The sequence below is a fragment of the Enemella evansiae genome, from assembly GCF_004362375.1.
Taxonomy (GTDB): Bacteria; Actinomycetota; Actinomycetes; order Propionibacteriales; family Propionibacteriaceae; genus Enemella; species Enemella evansiae.
Genome location: NZ_SNXA01000014.1, coordinates 124569 through 149278, shown reverse-complemented (window position 1 = coordinate 149278; position 24710 = coordinate 124569). Strand labels below are relative to the sequence as shown.

Sequence of the window (24710 nt, the reverse complement as noted above, 5' to 3'; positions counted from 1 at the left end):
ACGCGCCGGGACGGTTCTGCTCCCTACTGATGCACCGCCGGGAACATCGTTGTTCACCAGCGGCTCCAGCCACGCTAGCAGCCGAAATCGGTGTGTCAACCGTCACCTTTTGATAGCTTCCTGCCATCCAGCGCACACCCACCCTGAGAGGCGTTGCGATGACTGGTTACACCGTGATCGATGTCGAAACCACCGGTCTCGTTCCCGAGCGCCACGACCGCATCGTGGAGTTCGCGGTCACCTATGTGTCCCACGAGGGGCAGATCCAGGACCGGTGGAGCACCCTGATCGATCCCGGCCGGGACGTCGGACCCACCCGGATCCACGGGATCACCGCGTCCGATGTCGTCGGGGCACCCACCTTCGCCGAGCTGGCCCCCTATGTGATGCGCTCGATCGCAGGTCGAGTCCTGGTCGCCCACAACGCATCCTTCGATCTGCGCTTCCTGGCCGCCGAACTGGGGCGGGTCGGGATCTCGCTGAGCCAACTGCCCATCGCGGGTGTCTGCACCATGCGGTGGGCGCCGAGCTTCGTCACCAGTCCCGGGCGTGGGCTGTCCGATTGCTGCAGCGCCATCGGCATTCCCAACCAGCGTGCCCACAGCGCCGGCGGTGACGCCGTCGCCACCGCCGGCCTGCTCTCCTACTACCTCGACCGTTGCGAATTCGAGCCACCGTGGCGACCCGAGTTGTCCTCGGCCCGCGCGTACCCCTGGCCGACGGATTGGGGGATGTGGTCGGAGTTCCGGTTGCAGCCGCGCGGTTCGGTGAGTCAGCACCGCCCCGATGAGTGGCTCGCCCGGATCATCTCGTTGATGCCGCGCGCCGCCTCCCCGCAGGTCGATGCCTACCTGGCTGTGCTGGAAATGGCCATGCTGGACGGGTTTCTCTCCGAGAGCGAGAAGGACGACCTCGTGCACACCGCGACCAGCCTGCGGTTGAATCGCGGTCAGGTGCTGGATGTGCATGCGGGATACCTGCTGACGATGGCTCGGGTCGCGTGGCACGACGGGGTCGTCACCGACGACGAACATGCCGAACTCGTCCAGGCCACCCGGATGCTCGGTCTGAGCCCGGCCGATCTCGACACCGCGTTGGCGGATGCCGAGCGCTCACATCACGATGCCGGCATGACCGATGCGCTGATGCAGATGGTCGGACTCACCCTCAATCCCGGCGATCGCATTGCGTTCACCGGGGAGATGAAGCGTGAGCGCAGTGAATGGGAGGCGCTGGCACGCCGAGCCGGACTCGTCCCGGGTGGCGTGGCCAGGGCGACCCGACTGGTTGTCGCCGCCGACCCGAACAGCCTCAGCGGCAAGGCGGCCAAGGCCCGGGCGTACGGAATCCCGGTGATCACCGAGGACGCCTTCGCCAAGATCCTGGGCTCACTCGGCGGTTGACCCGTATTCGTCGAGCAGTACATCGCTGGCCTTCTCCGAGACCAGATAGACCGCCGAGGCGATGAAGAATCCGGGGATGTCAGGAAAGACCGAGGCGTCGACGACCCGCAGGCCCCGCACACCCCGCACCCGGAAGTCACCGTCGAGCACGGCCTCGGGGTCGTCGTCGCGGCCGATGCATGCGGTTCCACAGGCATGGTGGCCCCAGGCCTGGTCACGCACATACTCCGCCAGTCCGGCCCGGTCCTGCACCTGCTCACCGGGAAGCTCCTCGCGCGCGATCTGCACCTCGTCCAGGTGAGCCGCCACGTCCCGGGCGATCTCGATGCCGTCGACCACACCGTCGAGGTCGCGCTGCCAACCGGGGCTGCCCTCCTCGAAATAGCGGAAGCGGATCTCGGGGACCGCGCGCGGATCGGCCGAGCGCAGCGTGACGGTGCCGGCGCGGTTGTCGGTGTGCCCTTTCAACACCAGCAGGGAAAGCTGGTCGTGTCGGGCCACCGCGTCATGCGAATAGCCGGGATAGTAGCCGTGGAAATCGATCGGCAGCGAGAAGATGATCAGATCCGAGGCTTCCCCCGCGACCGAGGAGCGGGCGATGATGGCGGCCAGCGAACCGTTCGTCGAGTAGGGCCCACCGGCATCGTCCTGCCATTCGGAGAACAGCGCGTCGCCGGATTGCCCGTCGGCCGGGATGTCCAGCGAGGAACCCGCGAAGATCGGATAATCCTTGCTCACTTGGAAATTGACCGACACCTCGTAGCGGTCATGCAGGTTCGCCCCGACTCCGGGCGCAGCCACCCGGGTCTCGATCCCGTGGCGGTCCAGCTCATCGGGTGGCCCGATACCCGACAGCATCAGCAGCTGCGGGGTGTTGTACGCCCCACCGGCCAGGATCACCTCGTGCCGGGCCCGGACGGTACGCCGCCGCGGCTCGGCCGGCGCCGAGTCGGCCGCGGGCGCTGCGGCGTACAGGCCCGGGCCGTCGAGATATTCCACCCCGACCGCCCGGTCGCCCTCGAAGAGCACCCGCGTGACCAGTGCGTCGAGCCGGATCTCCAACCGGTCCGGACGCATCCCGGTGACCTGTTGCAACCGCTCCCGGCTGCCGTTGCGGTGACCGTCACGGACAGCCACCGGGATGAACGTCATCCCCTGGAAATCCTGGGAAGTGTCGGCAGCATTGGGATCGCGGGGCAGCGAGACCTCCTCGGGGATGCCGAAGCGGTCCCGCGCGGTGCGCTCCATCGCGCCGATGATGTCGAGGAACATCGGCTCCCGGCCACCGACCTTGGGATCGGCCCGGGTGGTGCCGAACCAACCGTCGAGACCGTGCCCCGCCTTCGCGTCCCGGGTCGCGGCATCGTCACCGGGCAACGGTTCGGCGTCGACGCCGCGCCACGCCTCCAGCCGGCGGAACAGGTTACGCATCGCCTCGGCACCCCAGCTCGGGTCGCCGGTCAGCTCGGCCAGGCGTTCCCAGTCGCTGGCGTGCGGATAGATGGTGACCATCGCACTCACCGCGGTGCTGCCACCCAGCGTCGAGCCCCGCGGATAGAGCACTCCCGGGCGATCTCCGACGCGCTGGGGATCGCTGACCAGCTTGGGATCGCGGGCCTGCTGGGCCGGATCGTCATAGTGCTGGACGAAGAAGTCCCAGCGCAGGTCGGCGTCCTCGCTGGCGTACGCCTGCATGATCGGAATCGAATAGTAGGGGCAGGCGTGATCGCCGCCCGCCTCGAGCACCAGCACCGAATGCCCGGCGAGTGCCAGGTTCGCCGCCAGCGGGCCGCCACCGGCGCCGGAACCGACGACGATGAAGTCGAACTCTTCCGGCGCGTCCGTCGTCTGGTCGCTCATCGTCGCCTCAGCGGTGGATCAACGACATCCAGTTGTCCGGCACCCGGTCCGCGGGCGCCGGCGCCCCCTGGTCCTCCGGGTGACTGGTTGGCGGGGCGAGTTCGGGTCCGTCGCCACCTTTGGGTGGTGAAGTCGTAGAACCAGTCCTCCCCCGGTTCGAAGCTGGCCATCACCGGATGCCCGGTCTTCTTGAAGTGAGCGGTGGCGTGCTGGGAGGGCGAGCTGTCACAGCAGCCGATGTGGCCGCAGGCGGCGCAGCGGCGCAGGTGCACCCACCAGCCGCCCGGGGTGGCCAGGCACTCGACACAGCCGGTACCGCTCGGCGGCACGCTCGGATCGATGGCGGGGATGTCTTTGTTGTCGCTCATGCACTCACGCTACGCGATCACCCCCGGCCCCCCGGGGCCGCCCCGTCTCCGGTGCGGGGCGGCCCTCAGAAGTCCCGGCTGCCGCGTTGGCGTACCTTGCGAACCACCGTCCAGACGATCGCGAGTGCCAGCAGGACATAGATGGTGATCGTGATCGGTTCCGAGGTGAGCACCGACCAGTCGTTGTCCGAGTTCTGCATGGCGGCCCGCAACGAGGTCTCCGCGAGCGGGGCGAGAATGATGCCGATCATCACCGGCGCGAGCGGCACATCGTAGCGCCGCATGCAGAACCCGACCAGGCCGAGGCCGATCATCAACCACAGATCGACGGTGGAGCTGCTCGCCGAGTAGACACCCAGGCAGGCGAAGACGGTGATCCCGGAATACAAGTAGGGCTTGGGAATCCGCAGCAGCTGGGCCCAGAGCGGGGCGAACGGCAGGTTCAACACCAGCAGCACGATCAGGCCGATGAACAGGCTCGCCAGCAGCGCCCAGACGACCTCACCGTTGCGTTCGAAGATCAGCGGGCCGGGCTGCATGCCGTACTGCTGGAATGCCGCCAGCATCAGCGCGGCGGTCGCGGAGGTCGGCAGGCCGAGGGCGAGCAGCGCACCCATCGCCGTGCCCGCGGTCGCGTTGCCGGCGGCCTCGGGTGCGGCGACGCCGCGGATGGCGCCCTTGCCGAACTCGGGATTCTCCGATCGCTTGTCGATATTGCGTTCCAGACCGTAGGAGAGCAGCGTCGGCACCTCGGCGCCACCGGCGGGGATCACCCCGAACGGCAGCCCGATGGCGGTGCCCCGCAGCCAGGCGGGCAACGTCTTGCGGAACTCGCTCCGGGACAGGAACGGGCGCCCCTTGCTCTTGATCAGCGAGTTGTCATCGGCTTGGCCGACCCGGGAGGCCAGGTAGAGGACCTCACCGAGGGCCAGGATCGAGACCGTGATCACCACGATGTGGATCCCGTCGAACAGCGCCGGTACGCCGGCGGTGAAGCGTTGGGTGCCGGTGATCTGGTCGATCCCGACGAAGGACAGCGTGATCCCGATCAGCAGTGCGCAGAGGCCGCGGATCGCGCTGTCGGAGACCACCGCCGAGATCGCGATGAAGGCGAAGACGGCCAGCGCCAGATATTGCGGCGGACCGAAACTGGTGGCGAGCCCGGCGAGCAGCGGCACGGTGAAGACCACCACCACGGTGGCCAGCAGGCCACCGATGAACGCGCCGATCGCGGAGGTCGCCAGCGCCTGCGGGGCGCGTCCGGACAGCGCCATCCGGTGGCCCTCGAAGGTGGAGGCGATCGCGGTGGAGTTGCCGGGGGTGTTCATCAGGATGCCGGAGATCGAATCACCGAACAGGCCACCGAAGTAGACCCCGGCGAACATGATCAGCGCCGCGATCGGTGACAGGGTGAACGTCATCGGCAGCAGCAGGGCGACGGCCATCGAGGAGCCCAGCCCGGGCAGGACCCCGACGGCGGTGCCGAGCAGTGCACCGAGGACCAGCCAGAGCAGATTCTCCAGGGTCAGCACCGCACCGAAGCCGGCCAGCAGATCGGGCAGTTGTTCCATCACGACCCTCCCAGGAGCATGCCGACCGGCAGGCTGAGCCCGAGCAGCCCCGCGAAGACGAGCTGCACGATCGCCGAGAACGACAGGGCCAGCAGCGCGTTGAACAGGGGCCGGCGCGCGGCCCGATCCCCGAGCCCCAGCGCCATCGTCATGCCGAAGAACAGCACCGCACCCGACAGCAACCAGCCGATGGGCTCGAGGATCAGCGCGAAGACGACCAGGCTGGCGACCGCGATCCCCACGCTGCGCCAGTTGATCGGCGTCGGATGGGTGCTCTCCCCCGCGTGCTGGTCACCCGGATTCCGCAGGATGTCGATGGCATAGATCACCGCCAGCACAATGAGTCCGATGGCGGCGGCCCACGGCATCGCCGTCGGGCCGAGCAGTTCGTCACCCTCGACGACCTGCATGGTGAGCAGGCCGTAGATCAGATAACCCGCCGCCCCGAGCATCAGCAGCGGCATCACCAGCGCCCCATAACCACGGGCGCTGCGGTCACCGTCGGCGGCGCGGTCAGCGCGGTCGGCCTCGGTCTGCTCGACCTTCGATGCCGGGCTCATGCCAACCCCAGATCACGCAGCAGGCCATCGATCCGGGCCTGTTCGTCGGCCAGGAAGGCGCCGAACTGATCACCCGAGAGATAGGAGTCCTTCCAACGATTGCGTTCGACCGCCGACCGCCAGGCCGGGGTCGCGATCATCTCCTCGGTGATCCTGATCAACTCCGTTCGTTCCTCGGGGGTCACCCCGGGCGGTGCGACGATCCCGCGCCAGTTCACCAGATCGACCTCGGGGTATCCCAACTCGATCATCGTGGGAATGTCGGTGTTCGGCAGGCGTTCCGGGGCGACGACGGCCAGCGCGCGCAGGTCGCCACCCTCGAGCAGATCCCGGAAATCGTTGTAGCCGCTGATTCCGACGTCGACGGTGCCGGCCTGCGGGGACAGCAGGGACAGCGTCAGCTCACCGCCACCGCTGTACGCCGAGTAGACGATCCTGGCCGGATCGATGTCGGCGCTGCGGGCGAGCTGTGCCGCGACCATGTGGTCGATGCCGCCGGCCGAGCCGCCGCCGATCGGCAGTGCGGCCGGGTCCTCGCGCCACTTCCGCAACAGATCGTCGAGCGTCTTGAACTCCGAATCGCGCGGGACGGCGATCACCTCGAAATCCTCGGCGAGCCGGGCGATCGGGGTCGTGTCGGCCAGCGTGAAGGTGGACTTGTTGCGGACGATGCTGCCCATCATCACGGTCCCGGTGACCATCACCGTGCCCGCATCACCGGTCAACCGTTCCAACTGGCTCAACCCGATCGTGCCGCCGGCGCCGGGCACGTTCACCACCTGCACGTTGTTGACCATCGCCGGCAGCTCGGTGCCGGAGTCGCCACCCGGGGTTCGCAGTGCTCGTTGGGTTTCCCGGGCCACCAGGTCCCAACCGCCACCGGCGGCCGCCGGCGCCACCACGGTCAACCGGGTCCGCAGGTCCGAGTTCTGGGCCGATCCCGCCGCCTGGGTCAGGGCTGCCGTCACCAACCCCATGGTCACAATGATTCCCACCGCCCAGGTGAGGACGCGGGGCACCCTGAAAGGGAGTTTCAACTCGACTCCTGTGTCGGATTCACGGTTTCACGGTTGGTGAATTGTGCCACGGACCGGCAACCCTGCCCAAGCCGGCGTGGTGCGCACGGTTATGCTTCACGGCCATGAGTGTGGTTGCGGTGGCCTACAACAGCAGTGACGCGGGGCGCGCCGCGCTCCGGTCCGGAATCGCCGAGGCGAAGCGGGACGGACGAGGACTCGTCGTGCTGCACGTCGTGGAGGATCTCAGCGCCGACGCGCGGGACCATGCCGAACGCGAGACCCGAGCCGCGGTGGACGCCGCCGGGGGTGATCCGGACCAGGTCCAGGTGGTGGTGGGTGCTCAGGGCATGGACCCGGCGGGCGCGCTGATCGATCAGGCGGTGCAGGCCGGTGCGGAGCTGCTGGTGATCGGCGGCCGACATCGCAGCGCCGTCGGCAAACTGTTGATGGGCAGCACCGTGCAACGCATCCTGTTGGACGCCCCGATGCCGCTGTTGTTCGTCAAGCCCGACAACCGCTGACCACCCTGCACCCGATCGGAGCGGTCGGCCAGATTCGTCGTGCCGGTTGGGTTTCAGGCCACCCAGACGGTCTTCAGATTGCAGAACTCGCGGATGCCCTCCGCCGACAGTTCGCGGCCGTAGCCGGAGTGTTTGATGCCGCCGAAGGGCAGCTCCGGATAGGAGATGGTCATCCCGTTCACGAAGACCGCACCCGCCTCGATCCGGCGGACCGCCTGATCGATCTCGGCCTGGTCGGTGCTCCAGAACGCCGACCCGAGCCCGAAGTCGCTGTCGTTGGCGATCTCCAGCGCCGCCTCGAGTGAGTCCACCCGGTAGAGCGAGGCCACCGGCCCGAAGGCCTCCTCGGCGAACAATCGCATCTGATCGGTGATTCCGGCGATCACGGTCGGTTGATAGAACCAGCCCTCGGTGTCCGCGGGGCGGCCACCGCCGGTGAGGATGTCGGCACCCTTGTCGCGGGCGTCGTCGACGAGTTCCTCGATGTCGCGGCGGCCGCTCTCGGTGGCCAGCGGGCCGATCTCGGTGCCCGCCTCGACCGGATCACCGATGGTCAGTGCCGCCATCCGGGCGGCGAACTTCTCCGCGAAGTCGTCATAGATATCGGTGTGCACGATGAAGCGCTTCGCGTTGATGCAGGCCTGACCGTTGTTCGAGGTCCGGGCCTTCACCGCGATCTCCACCGCATCGTCCAGTTTCGCCGACGGCATCACGATGAAGGGATCGGAACCACCGAGTTCCAGCACCGCCTTCTTCAGCACGTCGCCAGCGGTGGCCGCGATCGATCGTCCGGCCCCCTCGGATCCGGTCAGCGTCACCGCGGCCACCCGCGGATCCCGGATCACCGCCTCGACCCGTTTGGAACCGATCAGCAGGGTCGAGAACGCTCCCTCGGGGAAACCGCCGCGAGTGAACAGCTCACCCAGATAGAGCGCTGACTGCGGAACATTCGAAGCATGCTTGAGAATCCCGACGTTTCCGGCCATCAGTGCCGGGGCCGCGAAGCGCACCACCTGCCAGATCGGGAAGTTCCAGGGCATCACCGCCAGCACCACGCCGAGCGGATCGAACTCGGTCCGGGCACCGGAGGCCGAGACCACCGACGGGTCGGCCAGCTCGGCCCCGGTCAGGAAGTCCCGCGCCTTGTCGGCATAGAAGCGCATCGCGTACGCCGACTTCGCGACCTCGGCCTTCGCCTGGGTCAGCGGCTTGCCCATCTCTGCGGTGATCATCGCCGCGACCTGCTCGGTCTCGGACTCCAGCAGGTCGGCGGTGGCACGCATCCAGTCCGCCCGCAGGTCCCAGCCGGCCGCCTCCAGAGCGTCGACCGCCGCCGCTGCGGCGTACAGCTTCTGCTCGACGACCTCGTCGGTGTCCTCCTCGAAGGCGGCGAGCTCCGCGCCGGTGGTCGGGTCAATACTGCGGATGGTGGCCATGGGTGGCTCCTTGGCTGGTTCGGTTCGGGATTCGTTGGGCGGGTCAGGTGAGGGACTCGGCGGGCACATCGCCGACCCGCTTGCCGAGCGCGAGCAGCGAGACGATCGTGACGACGAAGCAGGCACCGATGAAGATGGCAGCGGTGTAGGGGCGCCCGCCGGCCGCCGCGACCAGCGCCGCGGCGATCAGTGGCGTCGGGCCGGCGACGGCGGCGGCGTTGATCTCCTTGGCGACGGCGACACCGGAGAAGCGGTACTCGACCGGGAACAGATTGGTGGTCACCGCACCGGCGCTGGCCTGGGTGGCGCCCCAGATCAGGCAGGAGGCGATGAACATCGCGATCGACACCAGCACGACGTTTCCGGTGGACAGCATCCAGAAGTAGGGGACCACGGCGACCACGCCGAAGACCATGATGCCGAGGTATTGCCGCTTGTAACCGATCCGGTCGGCGACCAGTCCCCAGATCGGGGTGGCCGCGCCACCGAGCAGCGCCGCCGTCACGGTGATCACCAGGGCCGTCGGCCGGTCCATGCCGACGGTCGTGGTGAGGTAACCGAGGGCGAAGGTGATCACCACATAGGTGTTGGCGTTGTGGCCCGACCAGAGCAGGATGGCCAGCACCGCGCGCTTCGGGTCGGCGCGGAAGACCTCCGCCACGGGGGCGCTCTGTTCGACCTCGGATTCGTGCTTCCGCTGCGCAGCCACGTATTCCGGGGTCTCCTCGAGCCGCTTGCGGATGTAGAGCGCGAGCAGGAAGAGCACGCCCGACAGCAGGAACGGGATCCGCCAGGCGCCACCGAGCAGCACCTCCTGCGGCAGTGCCGAGACCGCCAGGAAGGCGAGCATCGCCAGCGCGCTGCCGATGCCCGAGGACATGTTGATGATGCTGGTGAAGAAGCCGCGTCGATGTTCGGGGGTGTATTCGGCGGCGACCGTGAGAGCACCGGAGAGTTCGGCCCCGGCGCCGAAGCCCTGCAGCGCCCGCAGCACGACCAGCAGGATCGGCGCCCAGACCCCGATCGTGGCGGCCGTCGGCAGCAGGCCCATGCCGACCGTGGCGACACCCATCAGCAGGATGGTGAGCAGCATCGCCGGGCGGCGGCCGTAGCGATCGCCGATGTGGGCGATCATCAGTCCACCGAGTGGGCGGATCAGGAAGCCCACCGCGAAGGTGGCCAGCGCCAGCAGCAGTCCGCGGCCGGCGACCTGCCCGGGGAAGAACAGCGGGCTGATCACCAGGCCGGCGGCGACCCCGTAGAGGGCGTAGTCGTACCACTCGATCACGGTGCCGAGCGTCGAGGCGAAGATCGCGCGGCGGGCGCCCGGGGTGATCCGTTGCCTCTCCGGGGCACCGGCCGGGCTGACTGGCATGTTGTCGGTGGTCATCCATTTTCCGTTTCGTCGTTGAAACTCGGGCGTGCTGAGGGTCAGATGAGGATGGTCAGCGGGTTCTCGATCCGCCGCTGGAAGGCACGCAACCACTCGGCTGCGACCGCGCCGTCGAGGACGCGATGGTCGGCCGAGAGGGTGACCGTCATCACGGTCGCGGCTTCCAGCTCACCCTGATCGTTGACCACCGGCATCCTGCGGGCCGCGCCCACGCCGAGGATTCCGGACTGGGGCGGGTTGAGGATCGCGCTGAACTCGGTGATCCCGTACATCCCCAGGTTGGAGACGGCGAAGCTGCCGCCCTCGAGCTCGTGCTGCTTGAGCTTCCCCGACCGCGCCCGCTCGGCCAGATCGGCCACGGTCGCGCTCAGTTCCGAGAGCGGGGTGCGGGCGACATCGCGGGCCACCGGTGTGAGCAACCCCCCGTCGGTGGCCACCGCGACGGAGATGTCGGCCGCGTCGAACCGCCGGATGCTGTCGCCGTTCCAGATGGCGTTGGCCGCCGGGATCTCCGTCAGCGCCCCCGCGACCGCCTTGATGACGAAGTCGTTCACCGACAGCTTGCGCGGTGCCGCCTCGTTGAGCTGGGTACGCAGTGCGAGCAGAGCATCGACGCGGCATTCGGCAACCATGTAGAAGTGCGGGACGGTCGACTTGCTCTCGGTGAGTCGCCGGGCGATGGTGCGCCGCATCCGATCCAGCGGCACGTCCTCGTGACCGGCACCGAGCGGGCTGGCCGCTGCTGCCGGTGGCGCCGCCGGAGCCGGGGTCTGCCGGGCCGGCGCCTCGTCCGTGTCGGTCTCGGGCGGGGTCGACAGGTGCTTCTCCAGGTCCCGTCGGGTGACCCGTTGATTCGGCCCGGTGCCGGGCACCGCGCGCAGGTCGATGTCCTGCTCCTTGGCGAGCCGGCGGACGAGCGGGCTGGCGAAGAGCCGGTCCCGGGCGGGCTGATCCTGCTGTGTCGGTGCGGAATCCGAGTCACCGGCCGCGTCGCCCACCGCGGTGCCGGCCGTGTCGGCGGCCGGTTCGGCCGCCCCCGTCGAGGTGCGCGGCGCCGGTGCCCCGGCAGTGTCCGGCAACTCATCGGTGTCGGAGCCCGAGGGGGCCTCGAGCTGCTCGTTCTGCTGCTCGGTGACGTCCTTCGGTTCCGGTTCGTGCCGGGCATCGGCCCCGTCGGATTCCTCAGCACCGAGCAGGCCATCGACCGCGGACTCGTCCTCGCCCTGGGCGAGCAGCACCAGAATGGGGGCGCCGACCGCGACGGTATCGCCCTCACCGGCGAGCAGGCGGCCGATCACCCCCGCGGACTCCGACTGGAACTCGACGTTGGCCTTGTCGGTCTCGATGTCGGCCAGCGGTTGCGCCTCGGCGATCGTGGTCCCCGGTGTCACCAGCCAGCTCTGGATCACCGCCTCGGTGGCACCGGCCAGGACCTCTGGCATGCGAATGATCTGGGCCATCTCAGCCTCCGAATCCTGCGCGCACCGTTTCCAGCGCTTCGACGATGTCATCGGTGCCGGCGATGCCGGCCTTCTCAAGGATCAGGGAGATGCTCGGTGAGGCCTCCCCGCCGGTCACCCGGGCAACGGGCTGGTCCAGCCAGTCGAAGTAGCGGCGCTGGATCTCATCGGCCAGCCAGCCGCCGTAGGAGCTCCCCCGGTTGCCCTGTTCGACGATCAGCACGGCGTTGGTCTTCTTGATGCTCGCACCGATGGTGTCCCAGTCGATCGAGGCGGCGTCGAGCCAGCGCAGGTCGATCAGTTCGGCGTCCACGCCGGTCTGGTCGATCGCCTCGGCGGCCCGCCTGGTCATGGACAGGTAGCTGAGCACCGTGACGTCGTCCCCCTCGCGGACGACCGAGGCCGATCCCGGTGGGATCACCCAGTCGAGGTCCCCCTCGGGCAATTCTTCCTTGAGCCCGTAGAGATCGACATGTTCGATCACCAGCACCGGATCCTGCAGCGCGAGCGCGGCGTTCATCAGGCCGACGTAGTCGGTGGCGGTCGAGGGGGCGACGATCCGCCAGCCCGGATTGGCGGCGAAGATGCCGGCCGGGTCCATCGAGTGCTGGGACCCGTAGCCGGTGCCCATCGCGACCTTGGTACGCAACACCAGCGGCATCGGGTTCTCCCCACCGAACATGTGCCGGGCTTTGCCGACCTGGTTGAAAACCTGGTCGGCGGCGACCCAGAGGAAGTCGGGATACATGAACTCGACCACCGGCCGGTAGCGGCCGTCCATCGCCAGGCCGCCGGCGAGTCCCATGAAGCCGTTCTCGCTGATCGGCGTACCCAGGATCCGGTCGGTGCCGTACTTCTTGACCAGGCCTTTGGTGGCGCCATTGGTGCCGCCATTGAGTTTGTGCACGTCCTCGCCGAGGACCACGATCCGGGGATCGACCTCCATCCGCCGATCCATCACCTGCGCGACCGCGTCGACGAATTTGACCGAGCGTGTTCCGGGGGCGGCGGACTCCAGCTCCGGCAGGCCGTCGAGCTCGCTGGCGTCACCGCGGATACCGACGTCGACGAAGCTGGGTTCGGGCCACAGTTCGGGGCGGATCCGGCGCTTGCCGGGGTTGTCCGGGTCGTCCTCGACGAGTTCGGCGATCGCCCTGGTCATCGCGGCCTGCGCGCGTTCGCGCAGCTCGGTGACCTCCTCGGTGGTGATCAGGTCCCGTTCGATCATCCTGGTGGCGACGAGATCCAGCGGATCCCGGGCCTTCCACTCGGCTTCCTCCTCCTTGGTGCGGTAACCGAAGGCGCTGCCCGGGTAGGGGCCGTTCTGGTGGAAGAAGCGGTAGACCTCGGCCTCGATGATGGTCGGGCCGTCACCGCTGCGCATCCGCTCGGCCGCTTCCAGGGTGGCCAGATGCACCGCCAGCGGATCCATCCCGTCGACGCGCCAGGAGGGGATCCCGAGTCCCTGTCCACGCACGGAGAATCGCGGATCGGCGGTGGCCTCATCGGCCCGGGTCGAGACCGCGTAGAGGTTGTTCTCGATGAAGAAGCAGGTCGGCAGCTGCCAGGCCGCGGCGAGGTTCATCGCCTCGAGCACGGAGCCGATCTGGGAGGCACCGTCACCGAGATAGTTGATCGTGAGGTCGGTGGTGCCGCTGTGCTTCTGAGCCCAGGCGTTGCCGGTCGCCATCGGGGCGCCGCCACCGACGATCGCGTTGGTGCCGAGTGCGCCGGCGGCCATCCACTGCAGGTGCGGGGATCCGCCACGCCCGTTGCCGAAGCCCTGGGCGAGACCGAGGATCTCGGCGAGGGTCTGCTGCAGGACCGCCTGGATGTCGGGCGCATCGGCCTTCGCCGGTTCGATCACCCCGCCGGTGATGTGGTTGAGCGCCTTGGCGAGGAACTGATGGTGTCCGCGGTGGGAGCCGTTGATCCCGTCGCTGGTCCGCAGCCCGACGATCGAGCCGACGGCGCCGCCCTCCTGTCCAATGCTGGAGTGCGCGGGCCCGTGCACCAGGCTCTCACCGGCCAGCTCGAGCACCGACTCCTCGAAGGCTCGGATCAGATGCAGCTGGCTGAGCATCGTGCCGAGCAGTTCCGGGTCAGCGTCCTCCCAGTCCTGGTCGGTGGTCGACAGTTCGAACCAGTCGACCCCGGTCTGCAGTCGCTCCTTCTTGGGCATCCTTGCCACTCCCCTGTCGTCGGGCGGCCGGTGCGGCCGGTGCGGCCGTGCGTACATCCACCGTAGATGCTGATTTGATCCAATGCAACCGCAGATCGGCGTATCGGTAGCGTAGAACGGGGCTGATCTGGTTAGACTGGATACATTCATCGCCCGTCGACAGAGGAGTCGCACATGCCTGAAGGATCGCGGGGCATCCCCGGCCTGCGTGGTACCGACCACATCGGATTCAACGTTCCGGACATGGCGGCGGCCCATGAGTTCCTGGTCGACATCCTCGGTTGCGAACACATCTACGACCTGGCCGGCAAGCGGGCCGACGACGACTGGATGACCCGCCACCTGGGCGTACACCCGCGCACCGAGATCCGCGACATCCGCTTCTATCGGCTCGGCAATGGCGCGAACTTCGAGGTCTTCGTCTACCAGTCCGCCGACGACGACCCGGTACGGTTCCCGCGGAACAGTGATCCGGGTGGCTTCCATCTGGCCTTCTATGTCGATGATCTGGACCGCGCGGTGGATTTCCTGCGGGCCAACGATGTCGAGGTGATGGGTGATCCGGTGGCGAGCGCCCAGTCGGCCACGGGGCAGCGCTGGGTCTACTTCCGCGCTCCGTGGGGACTTCAGTTCGAGTTGGTCAGCTTCCCCGAGGGCAAGGCATACGAGAATGGGGCCGAACGGGTGCTCTGGCACCCCGCACATCCGCATCGATGAGAGAGGGCCACGCGTGACCACGACAGCGCAGCACGGAGCAACCGGAGCCCGGATCGCCGAGACCCTGCGGGCCGACATCCTGGCCGAGCGGTACGCCCCCGGCGAGCGGCTCCGTCCCGACGAGATCGCCGAGGCGTCGGGCGCGAGCCGACTGCCGGTCCGCGAGGCGCTGCGGATGCTCGAGGGCGAGGGCCTGATCACCCTGGTCGCCAACACCGGCGCCTGGGTCTCCAGCCTCAGCCCCGAGGAATACCAGGAGCTGTATCAGATGCGCGAGCGGCTCGAACCGCTGCTGCTGCGGCTCAATGTGCCCGCGTTGGGCGACGACCAGATCGACGAGCTGGAACGGCTGGCCGAGACCATGGAGCGCTCCGACGACGTGGAGACCTTCCTCGAACTCGACCGGGCGTTCCACCTGTCCTGCCTGGAATCGGTGCCGACGATCGTGCTGCACGAGACCGTCGTCTCGCTGTGGAACCGCACCCAGCACTATCGCCGGCGCGCGACCCGGCTCTTCTACGAGGAGAACAACCGGGTCGTGCACCACGACCACTTCCTGATCGTGAACGCCATGCGACAGCGCGACGCCGAGGAGGCGGAGCGGGTGCTGGCCGGCCACATCCGGCGCAGCCGGCTGCAACTGGCCAAGCACCCCGAGGTGTTCACCTCGAACTGAACCCGCGCGAGCCGCTCATCGAGCAGGCCGCCATGCCGCCGCGCCTCCACGGTCATCGAGTAGGCCGCCATGCGCAGCGAAGCGGAGCAATAGCGGCCGTGTCGAGATGAGCCACGTACGCCGGCTGAGCGAGCGCCAGCGAGTCGAAACCCCCAGGACATGCGCCATCAGCAACTCCCACTCTGCGGCCCGAGTTGCACTCCGCGGACCGCATGCAGGCCGCTGAGTGAGAGTCGAGCCGCGAAGTGGGTGAGCCGGCTGCGGAATTTGCGGCTCGATCGCGGAATCGGCCGATCTGGGCACCGATCGCGAAACGAGCCGCAAATTTCGGTGGGCCGAACGAGACGGCCGCGATGCCCGGGGCGCGGGCCGTCTCCGCCGAACCAGGTCCAACTCGACACGCAATGACCGTGCCGCGCGTCACTCCGACGGTGGGTACGGCAGCAGGCTGCTGGCGTGTTCGTCGACGCGCAGGGCCTTGCCAATCGCGGGGAAGGCGCGCTGCGGGCAGGCCGGACGTTCGCAGACCTTGCAACCCATGCCGATCTCGGTGATCGCGGCATCGACCCCGAGTTCGAGCCCGTCGGAATAGACCAGCCGATGGGCATGGCGCAGTTCGCAGCCGAGACCGATCGCGAAGGTCTTGCCGGGGTCCCCGTAGCCACCGGTCGAGCGGTGCACGGTGCGCGCCAACCAGAAATACTTCTTCCCATCCGGCAGTTCCGCGATCTGGGTGACGATCCGGCCGGGCGAACCGAACGCCTCATAGACCACCCAGAGCGGGCAGGACCCACCGACCCGGGAGAAGTGGAACGGGGTCGCCGACTGCCGCTTGGAGATGTTCCCGGCGCGGTCGACCCGCACGAACGCGAACGGCACCCCCCGCGTACCCCGCCGCTGCAGCGTCGACAGCCGATGGCACACGGTTTCGAAGCCCACATCGAAATGCGCCGACAACCGGCTGATGTCATAGCGGTAGCGCTCGGCGGCCCCCAGGAAGACCCGGTATGGCAGCACCAGCGCCCCGGCGAAATAGTTGGCCAGTCCGATCCGCGCCAGTCGGCGACCCGTGCCACTGCTGAACGATCCCCCGTCGACCAGCGCGTCGATGCTCTGCCCCGCTTCCAGCATCGCCAGCTCCGAGGCCAGCCGGAACGCGGCCTGTCCCGGTCGCAGCGACGGGGACAGCTGGATCACCCGGCGTTCCGCATCGAAGCGGTGCTGATCGGCACCCAGCGACTCGGTCACCACCTCGATCCCGTGCCGCTCCCGCAGGCCGGTGGTCAACCCGTCACGAGCCTGGCCGGGGATCAGCCGCAGCTCGGCCGACAACCGTTCGGCGGCGACATCGAGTTCGGCGACGTGATTGTGTCGGCGATAGAACCAGTCGCGGATCTCCTCGTGCGGTTGTTGCGCGCTGGTCCGGTCCAGCCCCTGTTCGGCCACCAGGGTCGCGATGTTCTCCATCGCCTCGCGATAGCGGTGATGCAGGGAAACCAAGGTGCGTGCGACATCCGGCAACTGGGTGGTCAGCTCGTCGACCTGGAAACCGTCCAGGCTGCCCTCGACGGTGTCGTCGGCGAACACCTCGCGGACATCGGCGACCAGCCGGGCGGTGTCCTGCTCGGCGAAGAACTCCGCATCCACCCCGAAGTGCTCGGTGAGTCGGAGCAGCACCGGCATGGTCAACGGGCGCCCATTGTGTTCGAGCTGACTGACGTAGCTCGGCGAGAAGTCCAGCAGCCGGGCCAGGTCGGCCTGGGACATCCCGCGGTCCTCGCGCAGCTTCCGCAGCCGCACCCCGGCTTTCATCCTCTGCACAAGCCCACGTTAACAATCTTCACACGAAGGGATCCAACGTGTACACGATGTGACACCACACGAGCATTGATTCAACACCTCGACCCAGTGACCCTGTTTGACAGCTGCACAAGCTTCACAGACCGGCATCAACGAGGAGCCCGATGATCGACCACACCGTTCGCACCTACCGCTCCGCCGAGCCGCTCCCCCGCGAGCAGCAACTGGCGTGGAAGCTGGCCGCCGTGGCGACCGACCCGGTGCCGGTGACCGCCGAGGTGACCGAGATGGTGATCAACCGGATCATCGACAACGCCGCCGTGGCCGCCGCCTCCCTCAACCGTCGCCCGGTCCGCGCGGCCCGCGACCAGGCGGTCGCCCATCCGGGTACGCCGGGTGCGACCGTCTTCGGCATCACCGGGCGGTACGCCCCCGAGTGGGCGGCCTGGGCGAACGGTGTCGCGGTCCGCGAGCTCGACTACCACGACACCTTCCTGGCCGCGGAATACTCCCATCCCGGTGACAACATCCCGCCGATCCTCGCCGTGGCCCAGCACACCGGCCGCAACGGTGCCGACCTGGTGCGCGCGATCGCGGCCGGTTATGAACTCCAGGTCGACCTGGTACGCGGGATTTCCCTGCACCAGCACAAGATCGACCACATCGCCCATCTCGGTCCGTCGGTGGCCGGCGGCCTCGGCGCCCTGCTCGATCTGGACACCGAGATCGTCTACCAGGCGATCGGCCAGGCGCTGCACACCACGACCACCACCCGCCAGTCCCGCAAGGGTGAGATCTCCTCCTGGAAGGCGTACGCCCCCGCTTTCGCCGGCAAGGCCGCCATCGAGGCCGTCGACCGGGCGATGCGCGGTGAGGGTGCACCGAGCCCGATCTATGAGGGTGAGGATGGGGTGATCGCCTGGCTGCTGAGCGGCCTGGACGCCAGCTACACGGTGCCGCTTCCCGTGCCGGGTGAGGCGAAGCTGGCGATCCTGGACACCTACACCAAGGAGCACTCGGCCGAATACCAGAGCCAGGCGCTGATCGACCTGGCGCGGCGGCTGGGACCGCGGATCGGTGATCTGGACGAGGTCGCCAGCATCGTCATCCACACCAGCCACCACACCCACTACGTGATCGGTTCGGGTGCCGGGGACCCGCAGAAGTACGATCCGCAGGCGAGCCGGGAGACCCTGGACCACTCGATCCCCTACATCTTCGCGGTGGCGCTCGAGGACGGCCTGTGGCACCACGTCGATTCGTACGCCCCGGAGCGCGCGAACCGCCCGGCCACCGTCGCGCTCTGGCAGAAGATCACCACGGTCGAGGATCCCGAGTGGACCCGGCGCTACCACGAACCCGAGCCGGCCTTCGGCGGTCGGGTCGAGGTGACGATGAACGATGGCAGCACGATCACCGATGAGATCGCGGTCGCCGACGCGCATCCGGCGGGCGCCCGGCCCTTCGCCCGCGAGCAGTACGTGGCGAAGTTCCGCAATCTCACCGAGGGTGTCATCGCCCGGGCTGCCCAGGACCGGTTCCTGGACACCGTCACCCGGCTCCCCGAACTGAGCGCCGCCGAGGTGCACGAGCTCGCCCTGCCGGCGGGTATCGACCCGGCCCCGACCACCAAGGGGATCTTCTGATGCTGCAGGCCACCAGCACTCCCGCCGAGAAGCGCAGGAAGTTCCGTGCGGGACTGGAATCCGATTCTCTGCAACGGTTTCCGGGCGCCTTCAACCCGCTCAGTGCCAAGCTGATCGAGCGTCAGGGATTCGAGGGTGTCTACATCTCCGGCGCCGTGCTCTCGGCCGACCTCGGATTGCCGGACATCGGCCTGACCTCGGTCACCGAAGTGGCGGGCCGCGCCCAGCAGATCGCCCGGATGACCGAGTTGCCGACCCTGGTCGACGCCGACACCGGCTTCGGGGAACCGATGAACGCGGCCCGCACCGTGCAGCTGCTGGAGGACGCCGGTGCTGCCGGGATGCACCTGGAGGATCAGGTGAATCCCAAGCGCTGTGGACATCTGGACGGCAAGGACGTGGTCGAGGCGGACATCGCGGTACGCCGGATCAAGGCCGCGGTGGCCGCCCGCCGCGATCCCGATTTCGTCATCGCCGCCCGCACCGATGCGGCCGCGGTCAACGGCCTCGACGACGCGATCGACCGCGCCAAGGCGTACGCCGATGCGGGGGCGGACCTGATCTTTCCCGAGGCGATGCGCGGTCCATCCGACTTCGAGGCGATGCGGGCCGCGCTCGACGTGCCGATCCTGGCCAACATGACCGAGTTCGGAAAGAGCGAACTGCTCGACGCGCAGACGCTGGCCGACATCGGGGTGAATCTGGTGATCTATCCGGTCACCCTGCTCCGGTTCGCGATGAAGGCGGCCGAGAACGGGTTGCGTGCACTCGCCGACCAGGGCACCCAGCAGGGCCTGCTCGATGACATGCAACACCGCCGCGAGCTCTACGACCTCCTCGACTACTCCGACTACAACGCCTTCGACGAGAACGTCTTCAACTTCCGCGTCTAGGTCCGTCCGACGCCCGACACACCGACAGACAAGGGGACCACCATGTCCACGCCCACCATTCACAAAGGCCTGGCCGGCGTCGTCGTCGACACCACCGAGGTGTCGATGGTCAACCCGGATACCAACTCGCTCACCTATCGCGGTTACGCGGTGCAGGATCTCGCGGCACACTGCAGCTTCGAGCAGGTGGCGTATCTGCTCTGGCACGGTGAGCTGCCGACCCCGCAGCAGCTGGCCGAGCAGAACGAGGCCGAGCGCAGTCAGCGCGCCCTGTCCGCCGACCTGGCCGAGACCCTGCTCACCCTGCCGGACACCGCCCATCCGATGGACACCCTGCGTACCGCGGTGAGCATCCTGGGCGCGACCGATCCGACCGAGGATGTCAACACCGTGGAAGCCAACCAGCAAAAGGCATTGCGGCTGTTCGCGAAACTGCCGGCGGTGGTCGCACTGACCCAGCGTCGCCGGCATGGCCTGCGGCCGTTGACCCCGCGCGACGACCTCGGTTTTGCAGAGAACTTCCTCTACGTGACCCTGGGCGAGGTGCCCGAACCGGAGATCGTGCGCGCCTTCGAGACCTCCCTGGTGCTCTATGCCGAGCACAGCTTCAACGCCTCCACGTTCACCGCGCGGGTGGTGACCTCGACGCTGTCGGATCTCTACAGTGCCGTCACCGCGGCGATCGGTGCGTTGAAGGGCCCCCTGCACGGTGGTGCGAACGAGGCCGTGATGGAGATCTTCACCGAGATCGGCTCCGCCGACCGGGCCGAGGCCTGGCTGCAGCAGGCGCTCGCCGAGAAGCGCAAGATCATGGGTTTCGGGCATCGGGTCTACAAGAACGGCGACTCCCGGGTGCCGACGATGCGCCAGGCCCTGCAGGAGGTCGCCGAGCTGCGCAACGGCCAGCAGCTGCTCGACCTCTACGAGGCGCTGGCCAAGCCCATGTACGCGGCGAAGGGGCTGCATCCCAACCTGGACTACCCGGCCGGCCCGGCGTACCACCTGATGGGTTTCGACACCCCGGTGTTCACGCCGATCTTCGTGGCCGCGCGGATCACCGGCTGGACCGCGCACATCAACGAACAGCTCGCCGCGAACAGCCTGATCCGCCCGACCAGCGTTTACAGCGGTCCGGCGCAGCGGGCGGTCGCGGTCGCCTGAGTTCACTTCCGCGATCGATCGGTGCAGGTACGCAGCAGCCCGAAGATCAGGGAGAGCAGTGCCAGGCCGGCACTCCCCCACAGCAGCGGCAGCAACCCGGCGCCCTCGACAACCACGCCACCGAGGAAGGCGCCGAGCGCGATGGAGGCGGTGAAGAAGCCGACATAGAGGCCGGTGACGTGCTCGACGCGGTCCGGCGCGGCGGTGGTCATCCACAGCTGGCCGCCCACCGACAGGCCGCCATAGGCCACACCCCACAGGGCCACCGCCAGACCGGCGATCAGCGCGCCGGTACCGGCCAGGGCGAGGGTGGCGAGTGCGACCACGATGCTGACGGCCAGCAGCAGCACCGTCGGCCGGGGCCGCCGGGCCGCCAGGGCGCCGGCGGCGAAGTTGCCGATCAACCCGAAAACCCCGTAGAGCAACAGAAGCAGGGCGATGGTGTTCGCCGACAGCCGCGGCAGCTCTTCCAGCATCGGGCGGACATAGGTGTACGCGGCGAAGTGCGCGGTGACCAGCAGCACCACCACGATCAGCCCGGTGACGACCTCGGGGCGGGCCAGCGATCGCGGCCCCGTGTCGTCGGTGCCGTCCGTGGCCGCGGCCGGTCGCGGCAATCGTGGCAGCGCCAGAATCAGCGCCACGGCAAGGATTGCGGCCAGTGCAGTGAGGGTGGCGAAGGCGGCGCGCCAGCCGGCGGCGTTGCCGAGCAGGGTGCCCAGCGGTACGCCGAACACCGATGCCGCCGCGACACCGCCGACCGCCAGCGAGACGGCCCGGGCGCCGTGCACCGGTGCGACCAAGCGGCCCGCCACCGCGGCCGCCAGTCCCCAGACAGTGCCCATGCCGAGGCCGAGGACCACCCGGGCCAGCACCAGCGTGCCGAAGCCGCCGGCGAACGCGGTCAGCAGGTTGCCGACGGCGAGCACCACCATCGCCGCCGCCAGCACCAGCCGCCGATCCAACATCCCGAGCAGCCGAGGTACCAGCAGGGCGGTGACCGCGGACACCAGCCCGGTGACGGTCAGGCTGGAACCGGTCAGCCCGGCCGAGATGGCCAGCCCATCGGCCATCGGGGTGAGCAGTCCGACCGGCAGCATCTCGGAGGTGACGACCAGGAAGGTGGCCAGGCTCAGTACGCCGACGGCGATCCAGCCAGCGGTCGAGGTGCGCTCCGGGCGTACCGCCTGGGAGCTCGCTGCGGGAGAATCCATGCCGCCATTCCAGCGCCGCGGCAGCGCGGGAACAACGCCGATCTGCTCAATGATCGATCAGTCCAGCTCATCGATCCGCGGGTTACGGTGGTGCCATGACCACGGTTTCGGCGACCATGCATCAGGCGCATCTGCAGCAGCTGGAGTGCCTGCTCACCCTGGCCGAGGAGCTGCATTTCGGCCGGACCGCGGATCGGCTCGGTTATTCGCAGTCGCGCGTCAGTCAGCTGATCGCCACGCTGGAGTCCCGGGTCGGTGCGCGGCTGGTGGAGCGAACCAGCCGGCGGGTCGGCCTGACCCGTGTCGGCGCGCAGTTCGTCCAGGAGGTGCGCCCGGCGTACCGAACACTGCAACGGACCTTCGATCGCGCCCGGGACCGGGCCATGCGCGGCGCGCTGGCGGAGCTGCGGATCGGTTTCACCGGGATGGTGTACGAGGAGATCACCGGCACCTTCCGGGCCCTGCACCAACAGCACGGGGTCGCGGTGCACACCCATGACCTGCCGCTGGGCTCACCGTTCACCGCGCTGCTGGACGGTGAGGTGGATGCGGTGATCGCCGAGCTGCCGGTGCATGAGCCGGAGCTGACCGTCGGATTCCGTTTCCCGGCCCAGGATCAGTTCGTCCTGGTGCATGCCGACCATGGGTTGGCCGACCGGGATTCGCTGGAGGTCGAGGAGCTGGCCGGGCTCGATCTGCTGCATCGGATCGGGGATGCGCCGCACTACTGGAAGGCGGCACGTACGCCCCCGGCGACCCCGGCCGGGGTACCGATCCTTTCCACCGCGGGAATCACCAGCATCCAGCAGGGGTTGGCGCTGGCCGCCTCCGGCGAACACGCGATGCTGGTCTGCCGGCCGCTCGTCGAGCATCATGCCCGCGCCGACCTGCGGGCCCTCCCGGTACGCGGGTTGGAGGCGACCAGTCAGCTGGGGTTGATCTGGCGGACCGATCATCGGACCCCGGCGTTGGCCGCACTGGCCGAGTTGTTGGAGCAGGCGGGCCACCGATGATGCGCCATGACCCACATGTGCCGTGCACTGTTGCGCGCCCGCACAGGGGTCCTGCGAAGGTTGGCCTGATGTCGCGCTCCGCGCTGGTCTAGTCGAGGGTGCCGAGCAGGTCGCCCAGGCGACGCAGCACGTGGCTGCGCCAGCCGCCGTCCATGAACCGGCGGGCGAGCTGCTGGTTGGCGTCGTCCGGATCGAAACCCGTGTGCTCGAGGAACACCCGCGTCCCGCTGCCTTCGGCGACGAGCGTCCAGGTGACCTCGGTGGCCAACTGGTCGGGGTGCTCGGCGTCGGTCCAGCTGATCCGCAGCCGCTGCTGCGGTACCAGGTCGAGCACCTCGCAGGCGATCGTTCCGGAGAAGCCGGTCTGGGCGACCGGGCGAGTCTGGAAGGTGAAGTGGTGGCCGATGGTCGGTTCGAAGTCGTTGGGCATCAGCCACTGCGCCATCAACGCAGGCGTGGTGAGCGCCCGCCATACCTTGGCCGGCGGGTGCGAGAAGAACTGGTCCACCTCGATGGCCTGCAGATTCTCAACGGTCATTGGTCTTCCTCCATTTGTTCGAGTACGTCACCGAGTGCGGTCAGCCGGTCGCGCCAGAACCGCTCGTAGGGGGTCAGCCAGTCGATCAGCTCGGCCATCGGTGCGGCCGTCACCCGATAGAACCGGTGCCGCCCGTCCTGGCGCTCGGTGACCAGGCCGGCTTCGCGGAGCGCCCGGAGATGTTCGGAGACACTCGGGCGGGCCATGTCGAACCGGGCCGCCAGCTCACCCGCCGTCAGTTCCCCGCCCAGCAGCGCATCGAGGATGTCGCGACGAGTGGGATTCGCCAGGGCACCGAACACCTCATCCAGTGGCTCGGTCTTCGATCGGCGTGGCATGCCGACAATCTACGTAGGTTTTTTCCTACCTGTCAATGGCCCCGTCGCCGCCCCCTCAGGCGGTTGAGGCCGGGCGATTCCGGCCGCGCGGCTCCGCGAGCATGTCGGGACTGCTCGATCACGATGTAGGTGCGGTCGAGTCGCCGAGGTCCTCCACCCGACCAGTCCTGGAAGGCGCACCGCGGCCGATCAGGCGGCGTGAACCGTCTGCTGGTGAGGGGTGAATGGCCTTGTCAGGCCGGGATCGTGCAGGTGGTGGAGCTAAGGGGATTCGAACCCCTGACCTTCTCATTGCGAACGAGACGCGCTACCAACTGCGCCATAGCCCCATGCTCTGTGAGCCCATTCAGACTAGCACCGACCCCGCGATGGGTGAAATCGCGTTCCCTGCCCCGGGGTGCGTGCACTGGGACATGCAGTAGTCGCGGAGTTCCATGATCAAACCCAGTGGGACTGGGTTTGGCGGAGGCCGGGTTTCGGGTACTGCATGTCCCAGCGTTCGGGCGGCTGGTTCATCTCGACACGGCCGCCATTGCTCCGCTGCGCTCCGCATGGCGCCTACTCGATGAACGGTAGGCAGCTGCGCGCATAGGCTGGCGATATGGCGAACAACCAACTGACCCTGCGAGACGCCGACGATGTCCAGACCGCGCCGGTGGTGGCGCTGGGACTGATCGGCGGTTATCTGGTGGCCCGCGAATCCGGGATCCGCGCGCTCGGCGGTGTGGTGCTCGGTGGGCTCGGACTGTTGGCCGGTCGGACCTGGCTGGCGCGTCGTGGGCCGGCTGTGGCGGCCGGCCTCGGCGCCGGCTATCTGCTGGCCTTCGGAGCCTCGCATCCGCTGGCCAAGAAGATCGGGGCCTGGCCGTCTGTGCTCACCGTGACCGCGGCGGCCGCCGGGGCCGCATACGTGGTCAGCGACCGCGACTGACGGGGTTTCG

22 protein-coding genes and 1 tRNA gene are annotated in these 24710 nt (G+C 68.3%); 9 read left to right on the top strand and 14 right to left on the bottom strand.

Annotation, left to right across the window (positions count from 1 at the left end):
* Positions 1-158: 158 nt before the first annotated feature.
* Positions 159-1403: an exonuclease domain-containing protein gene (locus C8D81_RS19660; RefSeq protein WP_133626653.1), complete on the top strand. Its 1245-nt coding sequence runs from the start codon at positions 159-161 to the stop codon at positions 1401-1403.
* Here the strand turns inward: C8D81_RS19660 and C8D81_RS19655 are convergent.
* From C8D81_RS19655 to C8D81_RS19635, 5 genes are all read right to left on the bottom strand, one after another.
* Positions 1389-3263 (bottom strand): GMC family oxidoreductase, encoded by a 1875-nt coding sequence (locus tag C8D81_RS19655; protein WP_133626652.1) that lies wholly within the window; start codon positions 3261-3263, stop codon positions 1389-1391. The genes C8D81_RS19660 and C8D81_RS19655 overlap by 15 nt on opposite strands.
* Entirely contained in the window at positions 3260-3631 is a 372-nt protein-coding gene (locus tag C8D81_RS19650) for a UBP-type zinc finger domain-containing protein (protein ID WP_229237988.1), read from the bottom strand. The genes C8D81_RS19655 and C8D81_RS19650 overlap by 4 nt, the downstream gene beginning before the upstream one ends.
* A gap of 65 nt (positions 3632-3696) precedes the next feature.
* Positions 3697-5202 (bottom strand): tripartite tricarboxylate transporter permease, encoded by a 1506-nt coding sequence (locus C8D81_RS19645; protein WP_133626651.1) that lies wholly within the window; start codon positions 5200-5202, stop codon positions 3697-3699.
* Positions 5202-5762, bottom strand: coding sequence for a tripartite tricarboxylate transporter TctB family protein (locus tag C8D81_RS19640; RefSeq protein ID WP_133626650.1), 561 nt, complete (start codon positions 5760-5762; stop codon positions 5202-5204). Before C8D81_RS19640 ends, C8D81_RS19645 begins: the two co-directional genes overlap by 1 nt.
* A complete protein-coding gene (locus C8D81_RS19635; protein WP_133626649.1) occupies positions 5759-6739 on the bottom strand; it encodes a Bug family tripartite tricarboxylate transporter substrate binding protein in 981 nt (326 codons plus the stop codon). Before C8D81_RS19635 ends, C8D81_RS19640 begins: the two co-directional genes overlap by 4 nt.
* Positions 6740-6903: 164 nt before the next feature.
* On the opposite strand from C8D81_RS19635, the gene C8D81_RS19630 reads away from it, so the two are divergent.
* Complete coding sequence (locus C8D81_RS19630) at positions 6904-7302, top strand: universal stress protein (protein WP_094355612.1); 399 nt, start codon at positions 6904-6906, stop codon at positions 7300-7302.
* Between the two features lie 53 nt (positions 7303-7355).
* Here C8D81_RS19630 and C8D81_RS19625 read toward each other — a convergent pair whose 3' ends face one another.
* Genes C8D81_RS19625 through C8D81_RS19610 form a run of 4 tightly spaced genes read right to left on the bottom strand, consistent with a single transcriptional unit; the run spans position 7356 to position 13773 of the window.
* Positions 7356-8738, bottom strand: coding sequence for an aldehyde dehydrogenase family protein (locus C8D81_RS19625; protein ID WP_133626648.1), 1383 nt, complete (start codon positions 8736-8738; stop codon positions 7356-7358).
* 43 nt (positions 8739-8781) lie between these two features.
* On the bottom strand, positions 8782-10128 hold the full coding sequence (locus tag C8D81_RS19620) for an MFS transporter (protein WP_208109412.1): 1347 nt from the start codon (positions 10126-10128) through the stop codon (positions 8782-8784).
* Positions 10129-10169: 41 nt separating this feature from the next.
* A complete protein-coding gene (locus tag C8D81_RS19615; RefSeq protein ID WP_208109411.1) occupies positions 10170-11573 on the bottom strand; it encodes a dihydrolipoamide acetyltransferase family protein in 1404 nt (467 codons plus the stop codon).
* Positions 11574-11592: 19 nt separating this feature from the next.
* Positions 11593-13773 (bottom strand): alpha-ketoacid dehydrogenase subunit alpha/beta, encoded by a 2181-nt coding sequence (locus C8D81_RS19610; protein ID WP_094433332.1) that lies wholly within the window; start codon positions 13771-13773, stop codon positions 11593-11595.
* A gap of 174 nt (positions 13774-13947) precedes the next feature.
* Between C8D81_RS19610 and C8D81_RS19605 the strand changes: the two genes are divergently transcribed.
* On the top strand, positions 13948-14490 hold the full coding sequence (locus C8D81_RS19605) for a VOC family protein (RefSeq protein WP_094433330.1): 543 nt from the start codon (positions 13948-13950) through the stop codon (positions 14488-14490).
* A gap of 13 nt (positions 14491-14503) precedes the next feature.
* Positions 14504-15166 carry a GntR family transcriptional regulator gene (locus tag C8D81_RS19600; RefSeq protein WP_208109410.1) on the top strand — a complete coding sequence of 221 codons (663 nt, stop codon included), beginning with the start codon at positions 14504-14506 and terminating at the stop codon, positions 15164-15166.
* Positions 15167-15586: 420 nt separating this feature from the next.
* On the opposite strand, the gene C8D81_RS19595 is transcribed toward C8D81_RS19600, so the two are convergent.
* Positions 15587-16978 carry a short-chain fatty acyl-CoA regulator family protein gene (locus tag C8D81_RS19595; RefSeq protein WP_229119717.1) on the bottom strand — a complete coding sequence of 464 codons (1392 nt, stop codon included), beginning with the start codon at positions 16976-16978 and terminating at the stop codon, positions 15587-15589.
* A 152-nt stretch (positions 16979-17130) separates the two neighbouring features.
* Between C8D81_RS19595 and C8D81_RS19590 the strand changes: the two genes are divergently transcribed.
* Genes C8D81_RS19590 through C8D81_RS19580 form a run of 3 tightly spaced genes read left to right on the top strand, consistent with a single transcriptional unit; the run spans position 17131 to position 20666 of the window.
* A complete protein-coding gene (locus C8D81_RS19590) occupies positions 17131-18612 on the top strand; it encodes an MmgE/PrpD family protein (RefSeq protein ID WP_094433326.1) in 1482 nt (493 codons plus the stop codon).
* The gene (gene prpB / locus C8D81_RS19585) at positions 18612-19505 is read left to right on the top strand and encodes a methylisocitrate lyase (protein ID WP_094433324.1); all 894 of its coding nucleotides are present in this window, start codon (positions 18612-18614) and stop codon (positions 19503-19505) included. Before C8D81_RS19590 ends, prpB begins: the two co-directional genes overlap by 1 nt.
* 42 nt (positions 19506-19547) lie before the next feature.
* Entirely contained in the window at positions 19548-20666 is a 1119-nt protein-coding gene (locus tag C8D81_RS19580) for a bifunctional 2-methylcitrate synthase/citrate synthase (protein WP_094433322.1), read from the top strand.
* A 2-nt stretch (positions 20667-20668) separates the two neighbouring features.
* Here C8D81_RS19580 and C8D81_RS19575 read toward each other — a convergent pair whose 3' ends face one another.
* Positions 20669-21880, bottom strand: a complete 1212-nt coding sequence (locus C8D81_RS19575) for an MFS transporter (protein WP_094433320.1) — start codon at positions 21878-21880, stop codon at positions 20669-20671.
* Between the two features lie 95 nt (positions 21881-21975).
* On the opposite strand from C8D81_RS19575, the gene C8D81_RS19570 reads away from it, so the two are divergent.
* Complete coding sequence (locus C8D81_RS19570) at positions 21976-22893, top strand: LysR family transcriptional regulator (protein ID WP_208109409.1); 918 nt, start codon at positions 21976-21978, stop codon at positions 22891-22893.
* Between the two features lie 88 nt (positions 22894-22981).
* On the opposite strand, the gene C8D81_RS19565 is transcribed toward C8D81_RS19570, so the two are convergent.
* The 3 genes from C8D81_RS19565 to C8D81_RS19555 all read right to left on the bottom strand — a co-directional run bounded on the left by C8D81_RS19565 (position 22982) and on the right by C8D81_RS19555 (position 24098).
* A complete protein-coding gene (locus tag C8D81_RS19565; RefSeq protein ID WP_094433318.1) occupies positions 22982-23431 on the bottom strand; it encodes an SRPBCC family protein in 450 nt (149 codons plus the stop codon).
* Positions 23428-23769 carry an ArsR/SmtB family transcription factor gene (locus C8D81_RS19560; protein ID WP_094427639.1) on the bottom strand — a complete coding sequence of 114 codons (342 nt, stop codon included), beginning with the start codon at positions 23767-23769 and terminating at the stop codon, positions 23428-23430. The genes C8D81_RS19565 and C8D81_RS19560 overlap by 4 nt, the downstream gene beginning before the upstream one ends.
* Positions 23770-24022: 253 nt before the next feature.
* A tRNA-Ala gene (locus C8D81_RS19555) sits at positions 24023-24098 on the bottom strand.
* A 287-nt stretch (positions 24099-24385) separates the two neighbouring features.
* Here C8D81_RS19555 and C8D81_RS19550 point away from each other — a divergent pair.
* Complete coding sequence (locus C8D81_RS19550) at positions 24386-24700, top strand: hypothetical protein (protein WP_208109415.1); 315 nt, start codon at positions 24386-24388, stop codon at positions 24698-24700.
* The last annotated feature ends 10 nt before the right edge of the window (positions 24701-24710 follow it).